Source organism: Halalkalicoccus sp. CGA53 (genome assembly GCF_036429475.1).
Classification (GTDB): domain Archaea; phylum Halobacteriota; class Halobacteria; order Halobacteriales; family Halalkalicoccaceae; genus Natronorarus; species Natronorarus salvus.
Genome location: NZ_CP144125.1, coordinates 1,572,286 through 1,593,867 on the forward strand (window position 1 = coordinate 1,572,286; position 21,582 = coordinate 1,593,867).

Consider the following 21,582-nt stretch of genomic DNA (forward strand, 5'->3'; position numbering starts at 1 on the left):
CGGAAAACCGGTTTTCCGCCGTCCACCGTTTGGGAACCCCTATGCGGCGGCCCGACCCACGTCCCACCACGCTCGACGCCTTTCGGACCCGTCTCGCCCGCCACGTCTTCGACCTCTTTCCGGCCTACCGCGGCACCAGCGGCCGGGTCACGTAGATCGCCCCCGACTGGCAGGAGGTCCGGGTGAGACTCCCCTCGAACTGGCAACGCAGAACTACGTCGGCACGACGTACTGCGGGAGCATCTACGGCGCGGTCGACGCGTTCGACATGATGATGCTCGCCCGGCCCCTCGACGAGGAGTACGTCGTCCGGGACGAGGAGACCGAGATCCGGTTCGAGAAGTCCGGTCGGGGGACGCTCTAGGCGAGGTTCCACATCACCGAGGAGCGACTCGACCGACCGGGTCTACACCGTCGACTTCGTCGACGCCGAGGGGGTCGTCCGCGCCACCGTCAGGAAACACTGCACGTCACGACCGACCGGAGCGAGGCGGCCTGACGGATCCACTTCGTTCAGAACAGTTCGACTCGATAGCCCTCGATCTCGAGGTCGTCCGCGAACGCCCCCGCGTCCGTCTCGATCGGATCGAACGTGTCGTAGTGGACCGGCAACACCAGATCGGGATCGACGCTGCGGACGAACTCGGCGGCCTCCTCCCGATCCATCGTGTAGTGGCCGCCGATCGGCGGAAGGAAGACGTCGGCACGGATCGACTCGTGCTCGGTGAGGAAGTCGGTGTCGCTGGGGTAGTAGATCGTCGTTCCGTCGAGCGTGAGGAACAGCCCGATCACCTCGCCCTCGGCGTGGAACGGTTCGCCCTCGTCGGTCACGTGCTCGCCGTCCGACCGGTTGTACGCCGGGACGGTTCGAACCTCGATCTCCCCGACCGTCGTCTCGCCCTCGTGCGGGAGCGCGTGAACGTCCCGATCCAGATCCGAGGTATCGATCGCCTCGTACGCCGCGACCGTCGTTCCCTCTCCCGACACCGCCTCGATCCCGTCGGGATCGTAGTGGTCGAAGTCGTCGTGGGTGACGAAGACGTAGTCGGCGTCGCCCGGCTCGCCCTCCACGACGTCGCTCCACGGGTCGATGTAGAGCACGAGTCCTTCTCCCGTCTCGATACGCACGCTCGCGTGCCCGAGTCGCTCGAACGTCAGCCCCTCGTGTGTGACGGACATGGTGTCCGGATTCGACACCCGGACCGATAACGGTTGTCCAGTCACACGGACCGCTGTGCGTCCGGACCGGTCAGACCGGTTACTCCTCTCTCGGTCCGAGCGGTACGCAGGTACAGCAGTCCGTATCACACCCTGCCGACGGTGACGTAGAACGGGACCGTCTCGGTCCGTCTGTACGTTCCCTCCTGCATCTGTGAGACCGCCTCGTGGCCCACCACTCGCCACCGTTCTCTCAGTTCGTCGAACCCCTCCGCGGTGAGCGGCCCCGAGAGCAGCGTCTCGCGGTCGGAGTCGAGCCCCGCACCGGTCGCTTTTCGTCGAACGGCTTTTAACGCAGGTTCGTCGTAGGGCGGCTCGATCCGTTTCTCGTGGTCGTACCGGATCGTCCGGACCCCCGATAGACCGGCCTCCTCGAACAGTGCTCGCGCACGCGCGCCGAGGGTCACGTCAGTCTCGACGCCCTCGATGTATCGCGAGCGAGATCGGCGTTCGAGTGCCCCCTCGTCCTCGACGGTCGACTCGACGCGCACCTCGCCGTTGTCGGGCTCGATCGCACAGACGAGATCGGAGGAGACCCGGCGGAACTCGCGGACCGATCGACGAGGATCCGGGAGGTTGATCAGCAGGGCCTGACAGACGACGAGGTCGAACGCGTCGTCGAGGACGGGGAGCCGCCGGGCGTCGCCGGCGAGAACCGGTGCGTGCTCGCGGGCGTGCGCGAGGAGGTCCGTGTCCGCATCTACACCGACGACGGCTGCGGGTGACTCGTCGACGAGCACCCGGGTGAGTTCGCCGGTGCCACAGCCGACGTCGAGTATCCTCGTTCTCCCATCGAGATCCAGTCCGGAGAGCGCCTCCCGCTGCTCCCACATCCCGCGTCGGGTCGAGGCGAGGTACTCCGCGTCGAATCGGCGCATCAGGCGCCGTTTCTGAGCTCTCTCACCCGCGCGATGTTCCACTCGTAGCTCCGGCCGTCCTCGGTGGGCGTCTCGAGCACCAACGGGACGTCCGCGAGCTCCGGGTGGTTGATCAGCGCCGCCATCCCCTCCTCGCCGATCAGCCCCTCACCGATGTGGGCGTGTTCGTCCTTGTTCGTCCCGCAGGCGTGTTTCGAGTCGTTCAGGTGGATACACCGGAGGTGCTCTACTCCGACCACCTCGTCGAACTCCGAGACGGTCGCCTCGACTGCCTCCTCGGTCGAGAGGTCGTAGCCCGCCGCGAAGGTGTGGGCGGTGTCGACACAGACGTCGAGGTCCTGCTCCGAGAGTTCGAGAACGCTCGCAAGGTGCTCGAACTCGCCGCCGAGTTTCGTCCCCGACCCCGCGTCGCTCTCGATCAGGATCGTCACGCCCTCCGGCACGTCCAGGTCGTCGAGCGCGCTCGCGGCGTTCTCGATGCCACCCTCGACGCCCGCACCCGTGTGCGCACCGAGGTGGACGTTCACGAACTCGACGCCCAGTTCCTCAGCGGCGTCGAGTTCCGCCTGCATGCTCGCGACCGACTTCCCTCGTAGCTCCTCCTTCGGCGTACAGAGGTTCACGAGGTACGACGAGTGGATCACCCACGGACCGTCGAGGCTCTCTCTGGTCCCCTCGCGGAACGCTTCGGCGTCGCCCTCGTCGATCTCCGGGTGTGCCCAGACCTGAGGGGAGGTGGTGAAGATCTGTCCGCAGTTCCCGCCGACGTCGAGTTGTCGCGGGACGGCGTTTCCGACGCCGCCAGCGATCGAGACGTGTGCTCCGACGCGCATACGCCCGGTATCCGTCGGCCGGGCAAAGCACCTTCGAAGCTACGTCGAACTCGCCCCGACGGTGACGGTCACGCAGGTACAGTCACACTCGTAGACGTGTCTGACCCCGCCCCCGGTCTCCATCGTGAGCCGCCACTCCTCGTCGCCGAGGGGGTCGCCACAGTTCTCGCAGGCGCAGGTGAGCTCTCCGAGCATACCCACTCTCTGACTCGCTTACACCTTAAGGCGAGCCAAGCGGAGTGAAAGTGAAGGCGCTCCCGTTGGGGACGAACGACCCTACGGGATCAGCGCCTGCTACCGATTTACACGGTCGGGACGACCGCAATACTTAAGAACGTGCTGGCGGTAGTAACGGGTACCTGAACGTCACCGACGTTCACCGGAATCGCTCGCCAATCAGAATGACAGGAGACCATTATACCGGGCTGGTTGCACTCGCGAGCGAACGCCACGACACGTCGGTGCGGAATGGCATCGAGGAACAACTATGGTAGACGCGAGTAAGAACGTAGAACTGACAGAGGAAGACCTTGAGAGCGACTCGAAAGGGAAGCTCATCAAGCTCGCAGGAAAGCTCAGAGACCGACGGAACGACCTGAACCAGATGGCGTCGAAACGCGCCAGCAAACGCGACGAACTCAACGCCAAGACGCGCGAGAAGGTCGACGCCGCTCAGGAGCACCGGGAGAAACGCGACGAGCTCAACGAGCAGGTCCAGGAGCACAAGAAACAGCGCAACGAGCTGAACGCCGAGGCGAACGAGCTGTTCAGCAAGGTCGACCGGATGAAATCCGACCTCGAGATCGACGAGGGAACCGACCTGGAGCAGCTCAAAGAGGAGATCGAGCAGCTCGAGTTCAAACAGCAGACGGAGGTGCTCTCGGCCGAGGACGAGCGCGAGCTGATCGAGACGATCGAGCGAAAGCGCGAGGAGTACCTCGACCGGAAGGAGAAGATGTCCCAGCACGGCGAGCTGGACGAGCTCAAAGCGGAGGCCGAGGAGGTCCGCTCGGAGGCGTCGAAACACCACCAGAAGGTGACCGAGCTCGCCGACAAGGCCCAGGAGCACCACAACCAGATGATCGAGGCCTATCGCGAGGCCGACGACGTCCGCGACGAGGCCGACGAGATGCACGAGTCGTTCGTCGAGGCCCAGGAGGCGGCCGACCGCCACCACGAGGACTTCGTCCGTGTCCAGAAGCGACTCCGCCAGCTGGACAAGAAGGAGAAAGACCGCCGCGAGGGCAAGCGCGCCGAGAAGCGCGAGGCGGAGAAACAGGAAGCCCAGGAGATCTACGACCGGTTCAAGGAGGGCGAGACCCTCGACACCGAAGACCTCATGAAGCTCCAGCGGACCGGCCTGCTCTAGGGGCCGACACCTCTCTTTTCTCTCTCGACTCCGGAAGCGAAGCTTTACTCACGCCGCGGCGCTACCCGTGGGTATGAGCGCTCTTACCGACCGACTCCCCCGATCCGTCCTCGCCGCCTCCGGCGTGACGCTGTTCGCCGGCGTCGCCGTCGTCCCGCGCGTCCTCCGCCGGTTTCGCACCGAACCGATCGGCGTCGCGGAGGTGGGCGTCGACGGCCCGATCGTGCGGGAGCGACCACGCAGACCGCTTCGCGGCGGAACGAGCGCTGCCGCGGCCGACGCCGTCGTCGAGCAGATCGAGGCGGCCGACGAGGACGACTCGATCGAGGGGCTGCTCGTCCGGCTGAACACGCCCGGCGGGCAGGTCGTCCCGAGCGACGACATCCGTCTCGCGATCGAGCGATTCGACGGGCCGACCGTGGCGTACGCGACCGACGTCTGCGGTTCGGGTGGGTACTGGATCGCGAGCGCCTGTGACGAACTGTTCGCGCGCGAGGCGAGCATCGTCGGCTCGATCGGCGTGATCGGCTCGCGGGTGAACGCCACCGAACTCGCCGACCGGGTCGGGCTCTCCTACGAGCGCTTCGCCGCCGGGGACTACAAGGACGCGGGTGTTCCCCTGCGGGAGATCGACGAGGACGAGCGCGAGTACCTCCAGGGGCTGATCGACGACATCTACGAGCAGTTCGTCGACCGGGTCACGGAGGGGCGGAGCCTCGACCCGGAGACGGTGCGTGAGACCGAGGCCCGCGTCTACCTCGGCACCGACGCGCTCGACCTGGGGCTGGTCGACGCGCTCGGAACGCGCGACGACGCGACCGATCGCCTCGCAGAACTGCTGGGCGCCGACGAGGTCGACGTCGAGGCGTTCGAACCCCCACAGGGGCTGCTCGCGCGGCTCAGGGGCGGGGCGGAGTCGAGCGCATACGCCTTCGGCGCTGGGCTCGCGAGCGCGGCCGTCGGCGACCCGGACAGAGAGCTCGAGATTCGGCTGTAGGCGAGGGGTTTTATCCTCCGGGGCAGTGGGTTTCACCCGTGAGCACGCTGGTCGTCTGCCTCGACCGGTCGGGCGAGATCGCCGCCCGTGCGGGGCTCTCCGCGCCGATCGTGGGCTGGGAGGCGGTGCGCTCGCTCGTCGTCGACGTCGGCCTCGCCGACCCCGAGGACGCGGGCGTCAACTGCCTGCTCGAGGCGCTGCGGATCAGCCGCGAACTCTCCGACGAGGGCGAGGAGACGCTCGTCGCGCTCGTCTCCGGGAGCGGCGACTCCGTCGTGAGCGCCGACCGGGCGGTCGCCGCCCAGATCGACTCGCTGCTCTCGGAGAACGAGATCGAGTCGGCGGTCGTCGTCATCGACAGCGCCGAGACGGAGCGTCTCGTCCCGATCGTCGAGAGCCGGGTACGCGTCGACTCGGTGGATCGGGTCGTCGTCAGGCAGGCCCGCGACATCGAGTCGACGTACTACTTCCTCAAGCAGTTCCTCGCCGACGAGGAGCTCAGGCGGACGACGCTCGTCCCGCTCGGGATCGCCCTGCTCGTCCTGCCCGCGATCGTCACCTACACGAGCCTCGTCGTCGGTATCGCCGCGATCACGGCCGCGATGGGGCTGTTCCTGCTCTACAAGGGCCTCGGCGTCGACACGCTGGTCGCACGCGTTCCCGGGAGCGTCCAGAACGCGCTCTACTCCGGGCAGGTGTCGGTCGTCACCTACGCCGTCGCCGGCGGCCTCGCGCTGATCGGGGCGTTCGCCGGCGCGATCGGCGTCTCCGGACTCGAGAACACCGAGGGCTACCTCCTCCCGGTCATGCGGTTCGTCTTCGACAGCGTTCCCTGGCTCGCCGCGGCAGCGCTCGTCGCCTCGACCGGCCGGCTACTCGACGAGTGGATCCGCGAGGGTCCCGTCTCCGCGGCGTACGTCAACCTCCCGTTCGGCGTGGTCGCGCTGGGACTCGTCGTTCGCGGGGTCTCGGCCTACATCCTCCAACAGAGCGCGCTCCTCTCGCTGACGCGGGTCCCGCCGATGGACATCGGCGTCGTCTCGGTCGAGGGCTTTTCGCTCTCGCCGCTACAGCACCTCGCGGCGTTCATCGCCCTCGGTATCCTCGTCAGTCTGCTCGGGATGTACACCGGCAACGCCTTCGGCGAGGCGCGGGGGGTCGAACGCGAGGCCGAACCCGACCTGCTCGACTAGGTCGGCCGGAGTTCTCCGTCGCGGGTCCCACTCCCGTGTAGCCGGTTTGTCGGACCGAGACGGCCGAGTTTGTGTGTCCGCTCGTGGCGTTCTCCACGACTCCCTGCAGAGCGCTCCACCGTGCTCACCTCTCGTCTCGCGGACGCGTAACTCTATCCGATAGAACGTAACGGGGCCGAACGCTACGCCACCCCCGCCAGTCCTCATCAGAGGGGCTTTGACCGTCGCACCCCGAAGGCGACCATGTCGAACGACGGCGCGTGGATCTCGCTCTTCTCGGGGGGGAAGGACTCCTCGTGGGCGCTCTATCGCGCACTGGAGGAGGGACTTCCCGTCTCCCGGCTGGTGACGGTCCACCCCTCCGAGGACTCCTACATGTACCACGTCCCCGCGACGGAGCTGACGGCGCTGGCCGCCGAGAGCATCGGCATCTCGCTCTCCGAGGTCGATCCCGGTGACCTCGCTGCGACGGACGCGGTCGACGCGAGCGCACAGGGCGACGCGGAAATCGAACCGCTCGAAGCCGCGCTCGTCGCGCTCGCGGAGAGCGAACCCGCAGGGATCGCCGGCGTCACCGCCGGGGCGGTCGAGAGCGAGTTCCAGACGAACAGGATAGAAGCGATGTGCGAGCGGCTCGGCTGCGAGCTGTTCGCCCCGCTCTGGCAGCGAGAGCCCTCGGTGCTCGCCAGGGAGATGATAGAGGCAGGGTTCGAGATCCACGTCGTCCAGGTCGCCGCTGCCGGCCTCGACGAGTCCTGGCTCGGCCGAACCCTCGACGAGGAGGCGCTCTCCGACCTCGAGACACTGAACGACCGCTACGGCGTCCACGTCCTCGGCGAGGGCGGCGAGTTCGAGACGCTCGTCGTCGCCGGCCCGCACATGGACCGGCGGATCGAGTACGAGGCGGGGACGGAGTGGGACGGGACGAGGGGCCGGCTGCGGATCACCGACGCCCGGCTCTCCTGAGCTATCAGCTGGCGTTGAGCTTCGTGTGCGCGCCGATCACCGCACCGGAGAGGTCGATCCCCTGGACCTGTGTCTCCCGGTCGATCAGCGTGTCCCTGATCTCGCCGTTGCGCACCACGGCGTCCTCGAAGACGACCGAGCGGGTGACGCGGGCGTTCTCGACGGTCGCACCCGCCATGACGTGGACGTCGCCGGCGAGCTCCGCCCGCTCGACCGTGGCGTCGGGGTGGACGTAGTTCTCCCCGTCCAGGTACCACGAGACCGCCTCGAGATAGCTCTCGGGCGTCCCGATGTCGTACCACGCCTCCTCGAACGTGAAGGCGTAGACCGGCCCGCGCTCGACCAGCCAGGCGACGAACCAGCCCGGCTCGTCCGGGTTGTTCCCGTCGGCGAGGTACTCCGAGAGCAGCGGTAAGGTCTCCGCCGGGAAGCCGTAGCAGGCGATGGAGACGAGCGTACTGGGGGGTTCGTCCGGCTTCTCCTCGAAGGCGACGACCTCCTCGCCGTCGAGTTCGACGACCCCGTACGCGCTCGCGCGGTCGGCCGAGCCGACGTCGTACGCGGCGAGCGTCGGGCTCCCCTTCGCCTCGAAGAAGTCGACGAACTCCGCTAAGTCGAAGCTGATCAGGTTGTCCCCGGCGACGACGATCGTATCCCGCGAGAGCCCCTCGCGCTCGACGAGCTGGGCGAGCGCGCCAACGACGCCGAACTTCTCGTCCTCGTCGGAGGTCTCCTCGACCGAGAGGCGCGGCTTCTCGAACTCGCTCTCCGCGAGATGCTCCTCGAACGGACCGGCGAACCGTTCGTTCGTGCTGACGTAGACGTCCTCGATCCGGTCGTCCCGCTCGAGTTCCTCGAAGATGTGGTCGATGACCGCCCGTTCGCCGACCGGGAGGAACATCTTCGGTCGATTGCGCGTGATCGGCCAGAGCCGGGTGGCGTACCCCCCCGCGAGTACGACTGCGTCCATGTCTCCACATCGAGGTGTGGGGGGATGTGTTTTCCCCCTTCGTCGACCCCCCTCGGCCGAAACCGTCTCGTCGCTCGCGCCCTCGGTACCGACATGGACGACCGGACGACCCGCGAGCGGATCGTCTCGCGCCTCCGATCCGAACCCGCCACGCCCAGCGCGCTCGCCACCGCCTTCGGCATCACCGCTGGCTCCGCGCTCTCTCACGTCGAACACGTCTCCCGTTCGCTCGAACACGACGAGGAGCAGCTACTCGTCGCCCCGCCGGAGTGTCGCGACTGTGGCTTCTCGGCGTTCGACGACCCGCTCAACCGGCCCTCGCGGTGTCCGGAGTGCAAGAGCGAGTCGATCGAGGAACCGGCCTTCACGATCGAGTGACGTGCGTCACGTGCGTCGTTCATACCGCGGAACGAGGGCTCACCGTTTCTCGCGAGAGAAGCGACTGTCCGCAACTGTGAGAGGATCTATCTGCCGACTATAAAGGATGTATGCAGTATGGCGGGTGGTGTTACTCAGCCGTGGCGAGGTGAACAGCTATCGGTCGGATAGGTGGCGTGAGCGGCTCGTCTATTGAGCTACGAGGATGACACCGACGCCCGCGAGCAGGAGCCCTGCGACTCTCGTTGTGGTGATCTCGTCTCCGAGCACGGCCATCCCGATGAACGCTGCGACGACGAAGTACATGGCACCGAGAGTCGAGACGACCGTCGTCGAACCACGTGAGAGACCGATGTACATCGAGACGAAGCCGATTCCGGCGAACACTCCAGCCACGCCAGCGAGCGCCCCACCTCGTGGCGTGATGGCCAGCGAGGCACCTGATACGAAAACATACCCGACTGCAAGGATGGCTGCGACGAGATACGAGATCGCGGCAGCCGTCGTCGGGTCGATGGATTCTGAGGCAGCGTTCCCCACGACGATCCAGATTCCCCACGAAACCATCGTCAGTAACCCGAATGCCACAGCCGCATTTACCTCTGGGACTTCCATCGGTTGTATCTTCGTCCCTGTAACGGTAAAAGACGCTGTTTGTAGCGATTCTGAGTAAGACAGAGGGAACAGCCGCCAGTGACCGACGTGCACCTCAGGTTTAGAACGGCTGGACCTATTTCCGCCTAAGGCTTTCGAGAAGGCCAAAAGAAAAGATCCTCCGAACTCACGGTTCGGTATGCGTCAGCCTAGCACCCCACCGACCGAGAGCGATTCGAGGAACGGTAGCACCGAGCGGATCGACCCGATGCGGGGCGAGTCCCGATGACGCGTCCGGACGTGGACGCGCTCATGTTCGACGTGTTCGGCACGGTCGTAGACTGGCGAAGCGGTGTCATCCGCGACGGCGAGAAGCTCGGCAGAGCTGTGGGGCTGGACGTCGATTGGGCGGCGTTCGCCGACGCCTGGCGCGAGGAGTATCAGCCCTCGCTGGCCCGCGTGCGGCGGGGAGAGATCCCCTGGCGGACCCTCGATTCCCTCCACCGCGAATCGCTCGAACCCCTCCTCGACCGCTTCGGCGTGGACGACCTGACCGACGAGGAGACGGAGCACCTCAACCGCGTCTGGCACCGGCTGGACCCATGGCCCGACACGATCCCCGGTCTCGTCCGGCTCCGTTCGGACTACCTGATCGCCCCGCTGTCGAACGGCCACGTTCGACTCCTCACGAACATGGCCAAGCGGGCGGGCATCCCGTGGGACTTGATCCTCTCCGCCGAACTCTCGGGCCACTACAAGCCGGACGAGGAGACCTACCTGACCGCGGTCGACCTCCTGGACTGCCGTCCGGAGGAGGTGATGATGGTCGCGGCTCACGAACGGGACCTCGACGCGAGCCGTGAGGCAGGGCTCCGGACCGCGTACATCCACCGGCCTCTGGAGTGGGGTCCCGAGCGAGTCGACGACGTCGAGAGACCTGACGAGTCGGCATACGACGTCGTTGCCGAGGACGTAGTGGACCTCGCGGAGCGATTGGGTTCCGAGCCCGTAACGTGAGCAGCCACAGTTCGTGTGACCCGCGGAGAAACCCGGGACCGCACGAGATCGCCGAACCCCTCGATCCTCGCTACCAACGGGACCGGTGCGGGATCGGTCTACTCTCCGAGCAGCAACAGCCCGAACAGCCCGGCGAGCAGGACGCTCGCGGCCGCGATGGCGGGGAACGCGGCTGCCACGCCCCACCGGTCGGAGAGGACGCCCACGATCGCCGGCCCGCTCGCGCTCCCGACCGCCGAGGCGGTCTGGATGACCCCGAAGAGGCTCCCGCTGTAGGCGGCGTCGGCCTGTTCGGATACCAGCGCGTTCTTGACGGGGTAGCTGGCGTACATCCCCACGCCGATGAGGGCGAACCAGACGGCGAGGACCGCGATCAGGGCGACCGGGGGGAGCCCACCGAGGAGATCGGTCAGGACGAGGGTGGTCGCGACGAGGCCGGCCGTCGCGAGCGCGGCCCCGACCCCGAGCAGCCGCCGATCGAACCGATCGGCGAGGTCGCCGGCCCAGAGGGAGGCAACGCTCCCGCCGAGCAGCAGCGTGAAGAACGCGAGGTTTCCCACGGAGATCGAGCCGCCGGTAGCCCCGCCCACGTACGCCGTCGTGAACGTCTGGATCGCCCGGTGCTGGAGCGAGAGGACCAGCGTCACGAGGAAGAGGATCACGACCCCGCGCGTGACGGGGACGGCGACCGCCGAGCGTACGGACCGGAGCGCCCCTCCGGGGCTGAACTGGCGGCCGCCGTCGGACAGGGTCGTCCTCCCGTCGCCGTCATCGCCCTCGCCGCCGTCGGAGATCGACGGCAGGATCGCGAGCGTCACGAGCGTCCCGAGGGCGACCGCCCCGGCGAGGGCGACACGCCAGCCGAAGAGCGCGGCCAGCCCGCCGACGACCAGCGGCGCCGAGAGCGTCCCGAGCGCGCCGCCGAAACCGAAGACGCCCATCGCCTTCCCCTCGGTCCGCTCGGTCTCGACATCGCTCACGATCGCCATCCCCGTCGGGTGGAACGTCGCGCCGCCGATCCCGGCGATCGTCTGGGCGACGACGAGCGTTCCGTACGTCGAGGCCGTCGCCGCCAGCGCGATCCCGGCGGCCATCCCGAAGAGGCCACCCACCAACAGTCGCCGCTTCCCGATCCGGTCGGCGAGGGCGCCGGCGGGCAGCTGGAAGAGGACGTACATCGCGAAGAAGACGGTGAGCAAGAAGCCCGCCTGGCCGTAGGAGATCCCGAAGTCGGCGACCAGAAGCGGGATGATCGGCGGGACGACGATCGCGAAGAACTCGTTGACGCCATGGCCGGCCGTGATCGGACCCACGACTCTCGGGTGGGCGACCTCGGTCACGCGTCGTAGCGGTCCGATCACTCTCGATCCAGTGTTCGGACCGACGGCTACAAAACCCCACTCGATGGGGCAATCCAGTCGCCGAATCCGCTCAGAACTCGATGTTCGATTTCGAGGAGAGGTCGGTGGGGTCGCGCTCTTCCGGACCGAGGCCGACGAACCCGTAGCGCTCGTCCGCGAGCGAGACGTCACCCGCGTCGATCTCGATCCCGATCCGGTTCAGGTACGCCCCCTCGCAGGGGCCGAACGTACAGTACCCTGTATCGGCCTCGAACATCGCCCCGTGGTTCGCACAGACGATCTCGCCGTTCCGCATCGGCGCGCCCGTCCCCTTGTCGAGCTTGATGTGCGTGAAGTGCTGGCAGTAGTTCTCCCAGGCGTCGACGCCCCCCTCGTGGACGACGAGGATCGCCTCCCGGACCTCGTCGTCGCGTTCGACCCGGAAGACGAGCGTTCCGTGCTCGGGAAGCTCCTCGACCGGGACGATCCTCGTCGCGTCCATGGTTCGCGCTTCGCCCGGCCGTGGATCAATCCACCGTTTCGTAGTGGGCGGCGATCCGTTCGGAGAACGCCTCGCGGAGTCGCTCGGTGATCGGCCCTCGCTCTACGACCCGGTCGTCAACCCGGACCAGCGGTCGGACCTCCCAGGTCGTGTTCGTGAGGAACGCCTCGTCCGCGGTCAGGAGGTCGTCGGGTCGGTAGGTCGCCTCCTCGACCGGTATCCCCTCCTCCCCGGCGAGTTCGAGGACGACTCGTCGGGTGATCCCCGGCAGTATCGGCCCCGAGAGCGACGGGGTGCACAGCGTTTCGTCACGAACGAAAAAGAGGTTGCAGGTCGCACCCTCGGCGAGGTTCCCCGCGAGATCGAGCGTGATCGCCTCGTCCGTTCCCGCAGCCAGCGCCTCGCGTCGGGCGAGGATCCCGTTCAGGTAGTTGTGCGTCTTCGCCCGCGCGGGGAGACAGGCGTCGGGAACCCGCCGAACATCGGCGATCGTCGCGCTCGCCGGGCCGTCCCAGACCGGGTCGCCGTCCGGCCCGCCGCGCGGGAGTTCGGCCGCGATCACGACGACCGTCGGATCCGAGACCGGCTTCGGGGTGAGTTTGCCAGGCTGAACGCCACGCGTGATCGAGAGCTTGACGTACGCCTCGTCGAACCCGTTGGCGGAGAGCGTCTCGTCGATCCGTGGGCGGAGGTCGGCCTCGCTCAGTCCGTGGTCGATCCCGAGCGCCGCACAGCTCCCCGCGAGGCGCTCGGCGTGGGCCTCCCACTCGAAGACCTCGCCACCGTAGGCTCGCAGCGTCTCGAAGACCGCGTCGCCGTAGGCGAACCCACGGTCCCGGACGCTCACGGTCGCCTCGCTCTCTGGGACGACCTCGCCGTTCACGTGGACGTATCGTTCGTCGCTCATCTCATGGTCTCCGCTCCGTCGCTATCGCACAGAAGTTCTCGATCATCCGTTTCCCGACCCAGAGCGACGCCTCGTCGCCCTCTCCGATCGGCCCGGTGAGGATGCTCTCGGGGTGAAACTGCACCCCGACGTGTGGGCGTTCGGCGTGACGGACCGCCATCAGCACGCCGCGCTCGTCGTCGGTCCGGGCGGTCTCGATCAGGCTGGACGGAAGATCGGCCCGTTCGACCGCGAGCGAGTGGTACCGACCCACCTCGATCGGGTTCGGAAGCCCCTCGAAGACCCCCTGGCCGTCGTGGCTCACCACCGACGGCTTCCCGTGGATCACTTCGGGCGCGTGGACCACGGGTGCGCCCGCCGCGGCACAGAGCGCCTGGTGGCCGAGACAGACCCCGAGGGTTGGAACGGGGAGGTCGAACAGCGGGATCGAGACGCCGGCCTCTTGCGGAGTTCCCGGTCCCGGCGAGACGACGATCCCGTCCGGGCTGAGCGCCTCGATATCGCTCGCCCCGATCGCGTCGTTGCGCCGTACCAGGACCTCGTCGGCGAGCTCGCCGACGTACTGGACGAGGTTGTACGCGAACGAGTCGTAGTTGTCGATCACGAGGATCCGCGTCACGGGCGTCCACCCCATCGGCGGTCCGCGGTGACGGGGACGGCCACCGGCGTCACCGCGAAACCTCCATCCCCCGCTCCTCGCCGAGCGCCTCGTCGATCGCGGTCACGAGCGCTCTCGCCTTGTCGAGGGTCTCCTCGTACTCCTTCTCCGGTATCGAGTCGTGAACGATCCCCGCGCCGACGCGGAGGTGGTACTCCCCCTCGTGACCGACGAGCGTCCGTATGACGATGTTCAGGATCGCCCTGTCGTCGAAGCCGAAGATCCCGACGCTCCCGGTGTACGGTCCGCGTCGCGTCGTCTCGACCTCGTCGATGATCTCCATCGTCCTCGGTTTCGGGGCGCCGGTGATCGTCCCGCCTGGAAAGACCGCGGCGATGCACTCCCCGAGTGAGGCTCCGTCCCGCTTTCTCGCCTCGACCAGTGAGACGAGGTGCATCACCTCGGAGTAGCGATCGACACGTCTGTACTCGCTCACCTCCACGGAGCCGTAGGCGGCGACCTTCCCGAGGTCGTTTCGCTCCAGGTCGACGAGCATCGCGTGTTCGGCGCGTTCCTTCTCGTCGCCGGTCAGCTCGGCTTCGAGCGCGTCGTCCCCTTCCGGCGTCCTCCCTCTCGGCCGTGTCCCGGCGATCGGTTCGGTGAGCAGCCGATCGCCCTCGATCTCGAGGAGGAGCTCGGGGCTCGCGCTCACCAGGTCCGCGCTCGGGAACTCGAGGAGCGCGGAGTACGGCGCGGGGTTCACACGCCGGAGCGCCGCGTACGCCTCGACCGGGTGGACCGCTTTCGGAGCCCTGAGCCGCTGGGAGACGTTCGCCTGGAACGTGTCGCCCTCGTGGATGTACCCCTTCACCGTCCGCACGCGGTCCGCGAACGCCTCCCGACCGCAGTCGCTCTCGAACGTCACCCGGTCGGCCGTGACGGGGGCCGGGCCGACGGCCGGGTCGCCATCGGTCGCCCGGCGCGCCAGGTCGTGTGCCGACGCGAGTCCCCGGTCGTACGCCGAATCCGGATCCTCGCCCACCCGGGGACAGGCGGTAATCCGGAGATCCGACTCCTCCTCGGAGGCGTCCCAGGCCGCGAGCGTCTCGAAGACGGCCACGTCGAGGCGGGGGAGTCCCCGGTCGTCGACCGCCGTCTCGGGGATCGACTCGAGTTCGCGGGCGACGTCGTAGGAGAGCCAGCCGATCGCCCCGCAGGGGAAGGGCACCTCGCAGTCCCCGCGGCGGAGCGACTCGCCCGAGAGCAGGCCGGAGAGCGCAGCGAGGGTCGGAGAGTCGCCCTCGCGGGCGACGGCACCGGGGCCGACGCGGAGCCGATCGATCGGGTCGACGCCGAAGTAGCCCCAGCCGGGGCGTCCGCCGGTCGTCTCCAGAAAGCAGCCACCCGAACCGCTACGTGCTCGACGGTAGGCGTAGAAGGGGTCGTCGACGGCGAGTCGTAGCTCTACCGGAACGCGGTCGGTCGGCGCCGCGCCGTCCGCGGCCCGCTCAAAGTCGGCCCGGTCGGTCCGCACGCGTGGCTGGGCCATACACCTCCTCGCCCGGGGATCGCCTTCGGTGTTGTGCTCTCGCCGTCCGTCTCACCGGACTCTCGCCCGGTCGATCCAGGCCTCGATCCGCTTCGGCGAGATGCCGGTCGCCTCGCCCAGCTCCTCGGCGTCGGCGTCCGCGAGGTCCGAGACCGTCTCGACGCCGGCCTCGCCGAGTCTGTCGGCGTAGGAGGGTCCGATCCCCTTGATCTCGACGACGGGGTCGTCCGACGGCTCCGACCCGAACTCGCCGGGTTCGGCCTCCACGACGGTCTCCTCGACCGGCTCGGCCGTTTCGGTCCTCTCGACCGGCTCGTCGGTGTCCGGCGCCGGTTCGTCGACGGGCTCCGTCTCGGTCGGTTCCCCGTCGATCGGGGGCTCCTCTGTGGCCGGCGGCTCCTCGGCGATACCCGTCCCGGGGGGTTCGCCCGTCGGCTCCTCCGTCGGCGGTCCGGGCTCGGGAGCGGGCTCCGCCTCCGGCTCGCGTTCGACGGTGACGCCGACGTCCCCCTCGTCGTCGCTCGTCCCGGTCTCCTCTTCGTCGGCGAGTCCGAGCAGCGACTTCACCTTCTTCAGCAGTGCCATTGCCCCGACCTAACGCACCGGTTCACTTAAAAGCCCCCGTCGTGCCTAGAGCCGCGCTCTGAGCGCCTCGTCCATCCGTTCGACCGGCGCGCGCTCGCCGGTCCACCGCTCGAACGCCTCGACGCCCTGATAGAGCAGCATCCACGCCCCGTCGATCACGAGCGCCCCTCCCTCCCTCGCCTCTCGGAGCAGCCGGGTCTCGAGCGGGCTGTAGACCGCGTCGAGCACCGCCAGGTCGGCGTGGAGCGCCTCCTGGGGGACTGGCGACTCGTCCCCGTCCATCCCGACGCTCGTCGCGTTCACCAGGACGTCCGCCCCGGCGAGGAGGGTCGCGAGCGCATCGAGGCCGTGCCCGCTCGCATTTGGTACCGCCTCTGCCAGGTCGTGTGCGCGCGACTCGGTCCGGTTCGCGATCGAGACCGACGCCCCCTCGTCGGCGAGCGCGAACGCCGCCGCCCGGCCGGCCCCGCCCGCCCCGACGACGACCGCCTCCGTTCCCGACAGCGCGACTCCGTGGTGCGAGAACGACCGCGTGACGCCCGCGACGTCGGTGTTGTGACCGGTCGGCGGGTCGTGAGAGAAGTTGACCGTGTTCACCGCACCGACCCGTCTGGCTATCTCGTCGGGATCGACCAGCGAGAGCACGCTCCGTTTGAACGGGATCGTGACGTTCAGCCCGCGGATCCCGAGCGCCCCCGCGCCGGCGACCGCCTCCCCGATCTCCTCCGGATCGGGTTCGAACGTGACGTAGCACGCGTCGATCCCCAGCTCCTGGTAGGCCGCCTCGTGCATCGGCGGCGAGAGTGAGTGGCCGACCGGGTTGCCGAGTAGGCCGTAGACGTCCATGCCCGGGGTTTCCTCGGCACACGCATAACGCCACCGCCGGGCGAATGCCTACGTCCGAAACCGCCCTACGATCGACATGAGAGGTCGAACGGTCCACCAGCTCGCGCCGCTCGTGATGGCCGCCTCACTCGCGCTCGCCTGGCCGACGGTGTGGGCGAGCGGCGTCTCGACCGCCCTCTTTCCCCGGGTCACCCTCGCCGGGATCTCGATCTTCGGCGCAGCGTTCCTGCTCGCGTGGGCCCGCCGAGACCGCCGAGAAGGACGTCTCCCGGTCGTTCGCCATCGCCGTCCTCGCTGTGCTCGCGGTCGCCCCCCGAGTACGCCATCGACGCGCTCTACGCCTGGGAGGCCGGTGTCGACCCGGGGACGGCCGCCTCCGCGGAGGCCGCCGACCTCGCCGTAGCGAACATGACCGGCGCGAACCGCATCCTCATCGGCATCGGCTGGTCTGCGATCGCGATCTTCACCGTCTACCGGGCGGTTCGGGGTCGGAACACCGCGGTTCACGATCCCCACGTCGAGCGGGCCGACGGCTTCCTCGCCGACCGGGTCAGACTGGACGAGGGGCTCTCGCTCGAGATCCTCTTCCTCTTCGCCGCGACGCTCTACGCCTTCTTCGTCCCGCTGACCGGATCGATCGCGCTCCACGACATGGTCGTCCTCGTCGGCCTCTATGGGCTCTACATCCTCCTCGCACTCCGGGCACCGCCCTCGGGTGAGCGACACGTGGGCGTCCCGGCGTACCTCCAGTCGTTCCCGAGGCCGAGGCGGCTCCTGACCGTGCTCTCGCTGTTCGCTGCCTCGGGGGCCGTCATCTTCGTCGCCGTCGAGCCGTTCGCCCACGGACTGGAGGAGATCGGTGCACGCTCGGGAATCCCGCCGTTCCTGATGATCCAGTGGGTCGCGCCGCTGGCGAGCGAGACCCCCGAGTTCGTCATCGTCACGCTGCTCGTCCTGAAGGGGCGATCCGGCGCGTCGTTCAACGCGCTGATCTCCTCGAAGCTCAACCAGTGGACGCTGTTGATCGGCACGCTGGTCGTCGTCTACAGCGTCTCCCTCGGCTACTACGGGCCGCTCCCGATGGGCCAGCGACAGATGGGCGAGATCTGGCTCACCGCCGCCCAGAGCTACTTCGCGCTCGCGCTCCTCTCGCTCTTCGCGATACAGCTCTATCCCGCGTTCCACACGTTCGAGTGGCTGCTCGTCTTCACCGGGATCTACCTCGTCCTCGGAACCGCCCTCCTGGTCCGACGCCGCCGCCACCTCCCGCGCCTCGTCGGGTTCGTCCGCGAGCGGGTGGACGGGGCCCGGACGCGACCGTAGCGACGGGCTTATTCGCGCCAGGTGAGCACTCGGGAACGTGATCGCGATCGTCGTCAGCCGCGCCGACTCCGCCTCCGCCCGTATCGGCGAGCATCTCCTCTCGCTCGCCGACTGGGACGAGCGAGAGGACGACTCGTGTCCAAAGGGCGACGGCGGCGGGACGGTCCTCTCTACGGAGCGGTTCGAACTCCGCGAGTTCGACGACTGGCACCTCCACCTCGACGGCGTAGCCTCGCGTTTTTCGGACCCTGATCTCCTCGTCTTCGCCTCGCGGCACTCGGGCGAGACCGGCCCGCTGCTCACCGCTCACCACACCGGCAACTTCGGCGAGGCGGAGTACGGCGGACGGGGTCGAACGCTGGCCGAGGCGTGCCCGGCGGCCCACCACCGCGTCGTCCGGTCGCTGGCCGAGTACGCCCCCGAGGGCTACGACGTCGGCATCGAGTGCACCCACCACGGGCCGACCGACGTGGGAGCGCCCTCGATGTTCGTCGAACTCGGGAGCGGTCCCGACCAGTGGGAGAACACCGAGGCCGCCCGTGCGGTCGCCCAGGCGATCCTCGACCTCGAAGGGGCGCGGCCACACGGCGACCGGACGGTCGTCGGTTTCGGCGGGGGTCACTACGCCCCACGGTTCACCCGGATCGTCCGCGAGACACCGTGGGCAGTGGGTCACGTCGCCGCCGACTGGTCGCTCTCGGCGCTGGGCGACCCCGAGGAAAACCGGGACGTGATCGAGGCGACCTTCGAGCGAAGCGGCGCGGAGCTCGCGCTGTTCGACGGCGAACACCCCGACCTTCGCGAGGTGATCGACTCGCTCGGCTACCGGATCGTAAGCGAGACCTGGCTGCGCGAGACGGCCGACCGCCCACGCCCACTCGTCGACCGGGTCGAGAGCGAGTTAGGGCGAGTCGACGACGGCGTCCGTTTCGGCGAGCGGGCGAGCGACGCCGAGGTGATCGGAGTGCTGTCGCTCCCGGGGACACTGATCGAGCGATCGCGGGCGGTCGACGCCGGAGCGGTCAGAGAGCGCGTCGAGACCCACACCGTCGCGTTCGAGACCGAACAGAGCGGGACGCGGATCGGCGAGCGGGCGGCGTTCGCCGGCGACGAGGACCGCGAGGACCTCGTCGCGGCGCTCGTCTCGATCCTCGCCCGCGAGTACGAGATCGAACACGAGGGGAGCGTAGTTACCCTCCGGGAGCGGGCGTTCGACCCGGCGCTCGCGCGCGAGGCAGGTGTCCGGGAGGGCCCCGCGTTCGGACGGCTCGCGGCCGGCGAGAGCGTCGAGGTCGAAGGCGAGCGGATCGACCCCGACCGGGTCCACCGAGAGCGGATCGAACGCCTCTCGACCGAGTAGTCCGTCGGCGGTCGGACGAAGGGGAACAATGAATACTGTGGGTCCGAAACGGATCCGCAGGAATGGATTCGATCGTACAGGACGCCGTCGAGCGAGCCGAAGAGGACGAGTCGGCCGCGGGCGACGGACAGGGCGGTGTGGAACCGAAGGTCTCGGGGGCGATGACGGACGACGAACTGAAAGACGTCCTCGAGGACCTCCAGACGAACATCACGGTCGTCGGCTGCGGCGGTGCCGGTGGGAACACGGTCAATCGGATGGAAGAGGAGGGGATTCACGGTGCGAAGCTCGTCGCCGCGAACACCGACGTCCAGCACTTAGTCGAGATCGAGGCGGACACGAAGATCCTCCTCGGCGAGCAGAAGACCCGCGGGCGTGGGGCGGGCTCGCTCCCGCAGGTCGGCGAGGAGGCGGCGCTCGAGAGCCAGGACGAGATCTACGACGCGATCCAGGGCTCGGACATGGTCTTCGTCACCGCCGGCCTCGGCGGCGGGACGGGTACCGGGAGCGCCCCGGTCGTCGCGAAGGCCGCACGCGAGGGCGGCGCGCTCACCATCGCCATCGTCACGACGCCGTTCACCGCAGAGGGAGAGGTCCGGCGAACCAATGCGGAGGCCGGTCTCGAACGGCTGCGGGACGTCGCCGACACCGTGATCGTCGTCCCGAACGACCGCCTGCTCGACTCGGTCGGGAAACTCCCCGTCCGCCAGGCGTTCAAGGTCGCCGACGAGGTGCTCATGCGCTCGGTGAAGGGGATCACCGAACTGATCACCAGACCCGGGCTGGTGAACCTCGACTTCGCCGACGTGCGCACCGTGATGGAGAAAGGCGGCGTGGCGATGATCGGTCTCGGCGAGTCGGACTCCGAGACGAAAGCGCAGGACTCGGTGAAGACGGCGCTCCGGTCGCCGCTGCTCGACGTCGACATCAGCGGGGCCACGAGCGCGCTCGTGAACGTCACCGGCGGAAACGACATGTCGATCGAGGAGGCAGAGGGCGTCGTCGAGGAGATCTACGACCGGATCGACCCCGACGCCCGGATCATCTGGGGGACCTCGATCGACGAGGAGCTGGAGGGGAAGATGCGGACGATGATCGTCGTCACCGGCGTCGAGTCGCCACAGATCTACGGCCGCGGCGAGGCCGCCCAGGAGCAGGCCTCGAGCACGCTCCAGGACATCGACTACGTCGAGTGATCGGGGCGTGGTGAGCGAACCGTAACCCGCCTCGCTCACCCCCGGGCTACCAATAGATAGAAAAAGGCCCCTGTCCTAGCCCGGCGTATGAACGTTCCCTACGACCTCACCTCGTACACGCGGGTGCTCCAGTACGCGACGACGCCGACGTGGAACGAGTTCGCGCAGGTGGCGAAGATCACCGGCGCCGGCATCCTGCTCGTCGGCTCGATCGGCTTCTTCATCTTCGTGCTCATGTCGTTTCTCCCCGGGGGCGCGTGATGCCGATCTACGCCGTGAAGACGACCGCGAGCCAGGAGCAGACCGTCGCGGACATGATCATGAACCGGGAGGAGCCGTCTATTCACGCCGCACTCGCGCCCGACTCGCTCACGAGCTACCTGATGGTCGAGGCCGACGACCACAGCGCGATCGAGCGCGCGCTGGAGGAGATCCCCCACGCGAGGAGCGTCATCCCGGGCGAGAGTTCGATCACCGAGGTCGAACACTTCCTCAGCCCGAAACCGGACGTCGAGGGGATCAGCGAGGGCGACATCGTCGAACTGATCGCGGGGCCGTTCAAGGGAGAGAAGGCACAGGTCCAGCGGATCGACGAGGGGAAAGACCAGGTGACGGTCGAACTGTACGAGGCGACGGTTCCGATCCCGGTCACCGTGCGCGGGGACCAGATCCGCGTGCTGGACAGCGAGGAACGGTGACCAGATCGTCACACCCTTCGAGAAGACGAGCGGCGTAGCCGCGAGTAGCGAGGGGTGCCGAGCGGAGCAGCGTTCGAGAGGCGAGTGCTGAACCCGGAGAGTGAGGAGTGTTCTCGAACAGCCAGCGCCGAGGCCGCGCCGAATGCGGTGAGAAAGGACTCGGGAGGGGACCGTTTCTCGGGAAGTTCCCACGGAACGGGGAGGTCGATACGGGCTCCGCAGGAGCCGGCACGTGGGTTGATCCGATTCCGTTTCGTAGACAGAG

The 21,582-nt window shown here is 68.1% G+C and carries 23 protein-coding genes and 2 pseudogenes; 12 read left to right on the forward strand and 13 right to left on the reverse strand.

Features of this window, described 5'->3' with window-relative positions; genetic code table 11:
- Positions 1 to 41 precede the first annotated feature (41 nt).
- Positions 42 to 499: pseudogene (locus V2L32_RS21135) on the forward strand (DUF4442 domain-containing protein).
- Positions 500 to 513: 14 nt separating this feature from the next.
- Here V2L32_RS21135 and V2L32_RS09545 read toward each other — a convergent pair.
- The 4 genes from V2L32_RS09545 to V2L32_RS09560 form a co-directional block, all read right to left on the reverse strand.
- A complete protein-coding gene (locus V2L32_RS09545) occupies positions 514 to 1,179 on the reverse strand; it encodes an MBL fold metallo-hydrolase (RefSeq protein WP_331236259.1) in 666 nt (221 codons plus the stop codon).
- Positions 1,180 to 1,304: 125 nt separating this feature from the next.
- On the reverse strand, positions 1,305 to 2,096 hold the full coding sequence (locus tag V2L32_RS09550; RefSeq protein ID WP_331236260.1) for a class I SAM-dependent methyltransferase: 792 nt from the start codon (positions 2,094 to 2,096) through the stop codon (positions 1,305 to 1,307).
- A complete protein-coding gene (locus V2L32_RS09555) occupies positions 2,096 to 2,929 on the reverse strand; it encodes a deoxyribonuclease IV (RefSeq protein ID WP_331236261.1) in 834 nt (277 codons plus the stop codon). The genes V2L32_RS09550 and V2L32_RS09555 overlap by 1 nt, the downstream gene beginning before the upstream one ends.
- 39 nt (positions 2,930 to 2,968) lie before the next feature.
- Entirely contained in the window at positions 2,969 to 3,124 is a 156-nt protein-coding gene (locus V2L32_RS09560; RefSeq protein WP_331236262.1) for a hypothetical protein, read from the reverse strand.
- Positions 3,125 to 3,416: 292 nt separating this feature from the next.
- On the opposite strand from V2L32_RS09560, the gene V2L32_RS09565 reads away from it, so the two are divergent.
- From V2L32_RS09565 to V2L32_RS09580, 4 genes are all read left to right on the forward strand, one after another.
- Positions 3,417 to 4,298 carry a coiled-coil protein gene (locus V2L32_RS09565; protein ID WP_331236263.1) on the forward strand — a complete coding sequence of 294 codons (882 nt, stop codon included), beginning with the start codon at positions 3,417 to 3,419 and terminating at the stop codon, positions 4,296 to 4,298.
- 73 nt (positions 4,299 to 4,371) lie between these two features.
- Positions 4,372 to 5,295 (forward strand): signal peptide peptidase SppA, encoded by a 924-nt coding sequence (sppA, locus tag V2L32_RS09570; RefSeq protein ID WP_331236264.1) that lies wholly within the window; start codon positions 4,372 to 4,374, stop codon positions 5,293 to 5,295.
- Positions 5,296 to 5,333: 38 nt separating this feature from the next.
- Positions 5,334 to 6,488 carry a DUF373 family protein gene (locus V2L32_RS09575; protein WP_331236265.1) on the forward strand — a complete coding sequence of 385 codons (1,155 nt, stop codon included), beginning with the start codon at positions 5,334 to 5,336 and terminating at the stop codon, positions 6,486 to 6,488.
- 243 nt (positions 6,489 to 6,731) lie between these two features.
- Positions 6,732 to 7,454: a diphthine--ammonia ligase gene (locus tag V2L32_RS09580; protein ID WP_331236266.1), complete on the forward strand. Its 723-nt coding sequence runs from the start codon at positions 6,732 to 6,734 to the stop codon at positions 7,452 to 7,454.
- Between the two features lie 4 nt (positions 7,455 to 7,458).
- Here V2L32_RS09580 and V2L32_RS09585 read toward each other — a convergent pair whose 3' ends face one another.
- Entirely contained in the window at positions 7,459 to 8,424 is a 966-nt protein-coding gene (locus V2L32_RS09585; RefSeq protein WP_331236267.1) for a nucleotidyltransferase family protein, read from the reverse strand.
- A gap of 93 nt (positions 8,425 to 8,517) precedes the next feature.
- On the opposite strand from V2L32_RS09585, the gene V2L32_RS09590 reads away from it, so the two are divergent.
- A complete protein-coding gene (locus tag V2L32_RS09590) occupies positions 8,518 to 8,802 on the forward strand; it encodes a transcriptional regulator (protein ID WP_331236268.1) in 285 nt (94 codons plus the stop codon).
- A 189-nt stretch (positions 8,803 to 8,991) separates the two neighbouring features.
- Here the strand turns inward: V2L32_RS09590 and V2L32_RS09595 are convergent, their stop codons facing one another.
- Positions 8,992 to 9,417 (reverse strand): EamA family transporter, encoded by a 426-nt coding sequence (locus V2L32_RS09595; protein ID WP_331236269.1) that lies wholly within the window; start codon positions 9,415 to 9,417, stop codon positions 8,992 to 8,994.
- A gap of 264 nt (positions 9,418 to 9,681) precedes the next feature.
- Here V2L32_RS09595 and V2L32_RS09600 point away from each other — a divergent pair, with 264 nt between their 5' ends.
- Positions 9,682 to 10,413: a haloacid dehalogenase type II gene (locus V2L32_RS09600; protein WP_331236270.1), complete on the forward strand. Its 732-nt coding sequence runs from the start codon at positions 9,682 to 9,684 to the stop codon at positions 10,411 to 10,413.
- A 98-nt stretch (positions 10,414 to 10,511) separates the two neighbouring features.
- On the opposite strand, the gene V2L32_RS09605 is transcribed toward V2L32_RS09600, so the two are convergent.
- The 7 genes from V2L32_RS09605 to V2L32_RS09635 form a co-directional block, all read right to left on the reverse strand.
- A complete protein-coding gene (locus V2L32_RS09605) occupies positions 10,512 to 11,753 on the reverse strand; it encodes an MFS transporter (protein ID WP_331236271.1) in 1,242 nt (413 codons plus the stop codon).
- Positions 11,754 to 11,844: 91 nt separating this feature from the next.
- Positions 11,845 to 12,255: a Rieske (2Fe-2S) protein gene (locus V2L32_RS09610; protein ID WP_331236272.1), complete on the reverse strand. Its 411-nt coding sequence runs from the start codon at positions 12,253 to 12,255 to the stop codon at positions 11,845 to 11,847.
- A gap of 25 nt (positions 12,256 to 12,280) precedes the next feature.
- A complete protein-coding gene (locus tag V2L32_RS09615; protein WP_331236273.1) occupies positions 12,281 to 13,162 on the reverse strand; it encodes an aminotransferase class IV in 882 nt (293 codons plus the stop codon).
- A gap of 1 nt (position 13,163) precedes the next feature.
- Positions 13,164 to 13,796: an anthranilate synthase component II gene (locus tag V2L32_RS09620; protein WP_331236274.1), complete on the reverse strand. Its 633-nt coding sequence runs from the start codon at positions 13,794 to 13,796 to the stop codon at positions 13,164 to 13,166.
- A gap of 34 nt (positions 13,797 to 13,830) precedes the next feature.
- Positions 13,831 to 15,309, reverse strand: a complete 1,479-nt coding sequence (gene pabB, locus V2L32_RS09625; RefSeq protein ID WP_331236275.1) for an aminodeoxychorismate synthase, component I — start codon at positions 15,307 to 15,309, stop codon at positions 13,831 to 13,833.
- Between the two features lie 51 nt (positions 15,310 to 15,360).
- A complete protein-coding gene (locus V2L32_RS09630) occupies positions 15,361 to 15,894 on the reverse strand; it encodes a helix-hairpin-helix domain-containing protein (RefSeq protein ID WP_331236276.1) in 534 nt (177 codons plus the stop codon).
- Between the two features lie 45 nt (positions 15,895 to 15,939).
- The gene (locus V2L32_RS09635; protein ID WP_331236277.1) at positions 15,940 to 16,740 is read right to left on the reverse strand and encodes a shikimate dehydrogenase; all 801 of its coding nucleotides are present in this window, start codon (positions 16,738 to 16,740) and stop codon (positions 15,940 to 15,942) included.
- Between the two features lie 76 nt (positions 16,741 to 16,816).
- Between V2L32_RS09635 and V2L32_RS09640 the strand changes: the two are divergent.
- From V2L32_RS09640 to V2L32_RS09660, 5 genes and pseudogenes are all read left to right on the forward strand, one after another.
- Positions 16,817 to 18,063 (forward strand): annotated as a pseudogene (locus V2L32_RS09640) (sodium:calcium antiporter).
- A 37-nt stretch (positions 18,064 to 18,100) separates the two neighbouring features.
- Positions 18,101 to 19,423, forward strand: a complete 1,323-nt coding sequence (locus V2L32_RS09645) for a D-aminoacyl-tRNA deacylase (RefSeq protein WP_331236278.1) — start codon at positions 18,101 to 18,103, stop codon at positions 19,421 to 19,423.
- 62 nt (positions 19,424 to 19,485) lie between these two features.
- Positions 19,486 to 20,619, forward strand: coding sequence for a cell division protein FtsZ (ftsZ, locus tag V2L32_RS09650; RefSeq protein WP_331236279.1), 1,134 nt, complete (start codon positions 19,486 to 19,488; stop codon positions 20,617 to 20,619).
- A gap of 87 nt (positions 20,620 to 20,706) precedes the next feature.
- Positions 20,707 to 20,880, forward strand: coding sequence for a protein translocase SEC61 complex subunit gamma (locus V2L32_RS09655; protein WP_331236280.1), 174 nt, complete (start codon positions 20,707 to 20,709; stop codon positions 20,878 to 20,880).
- On the forward strand, positions 20,880 to 21,317 hold the full coding sequence (locus tag V2L32_RS09660; protein WP_331236281.1) for a transcription elongation factor Spt5: 438 nt from the start codon (positions 20,880 to 20,882) through the stop codon (positions 21,315 to 21,317). Before V2L32_RS09655 ends, V2L32_RS09660 begins: the two co-directional genes overlap by 1 nt.
- Positions 21,318 to 21,582: the final 265 nt, after the last annotated feature.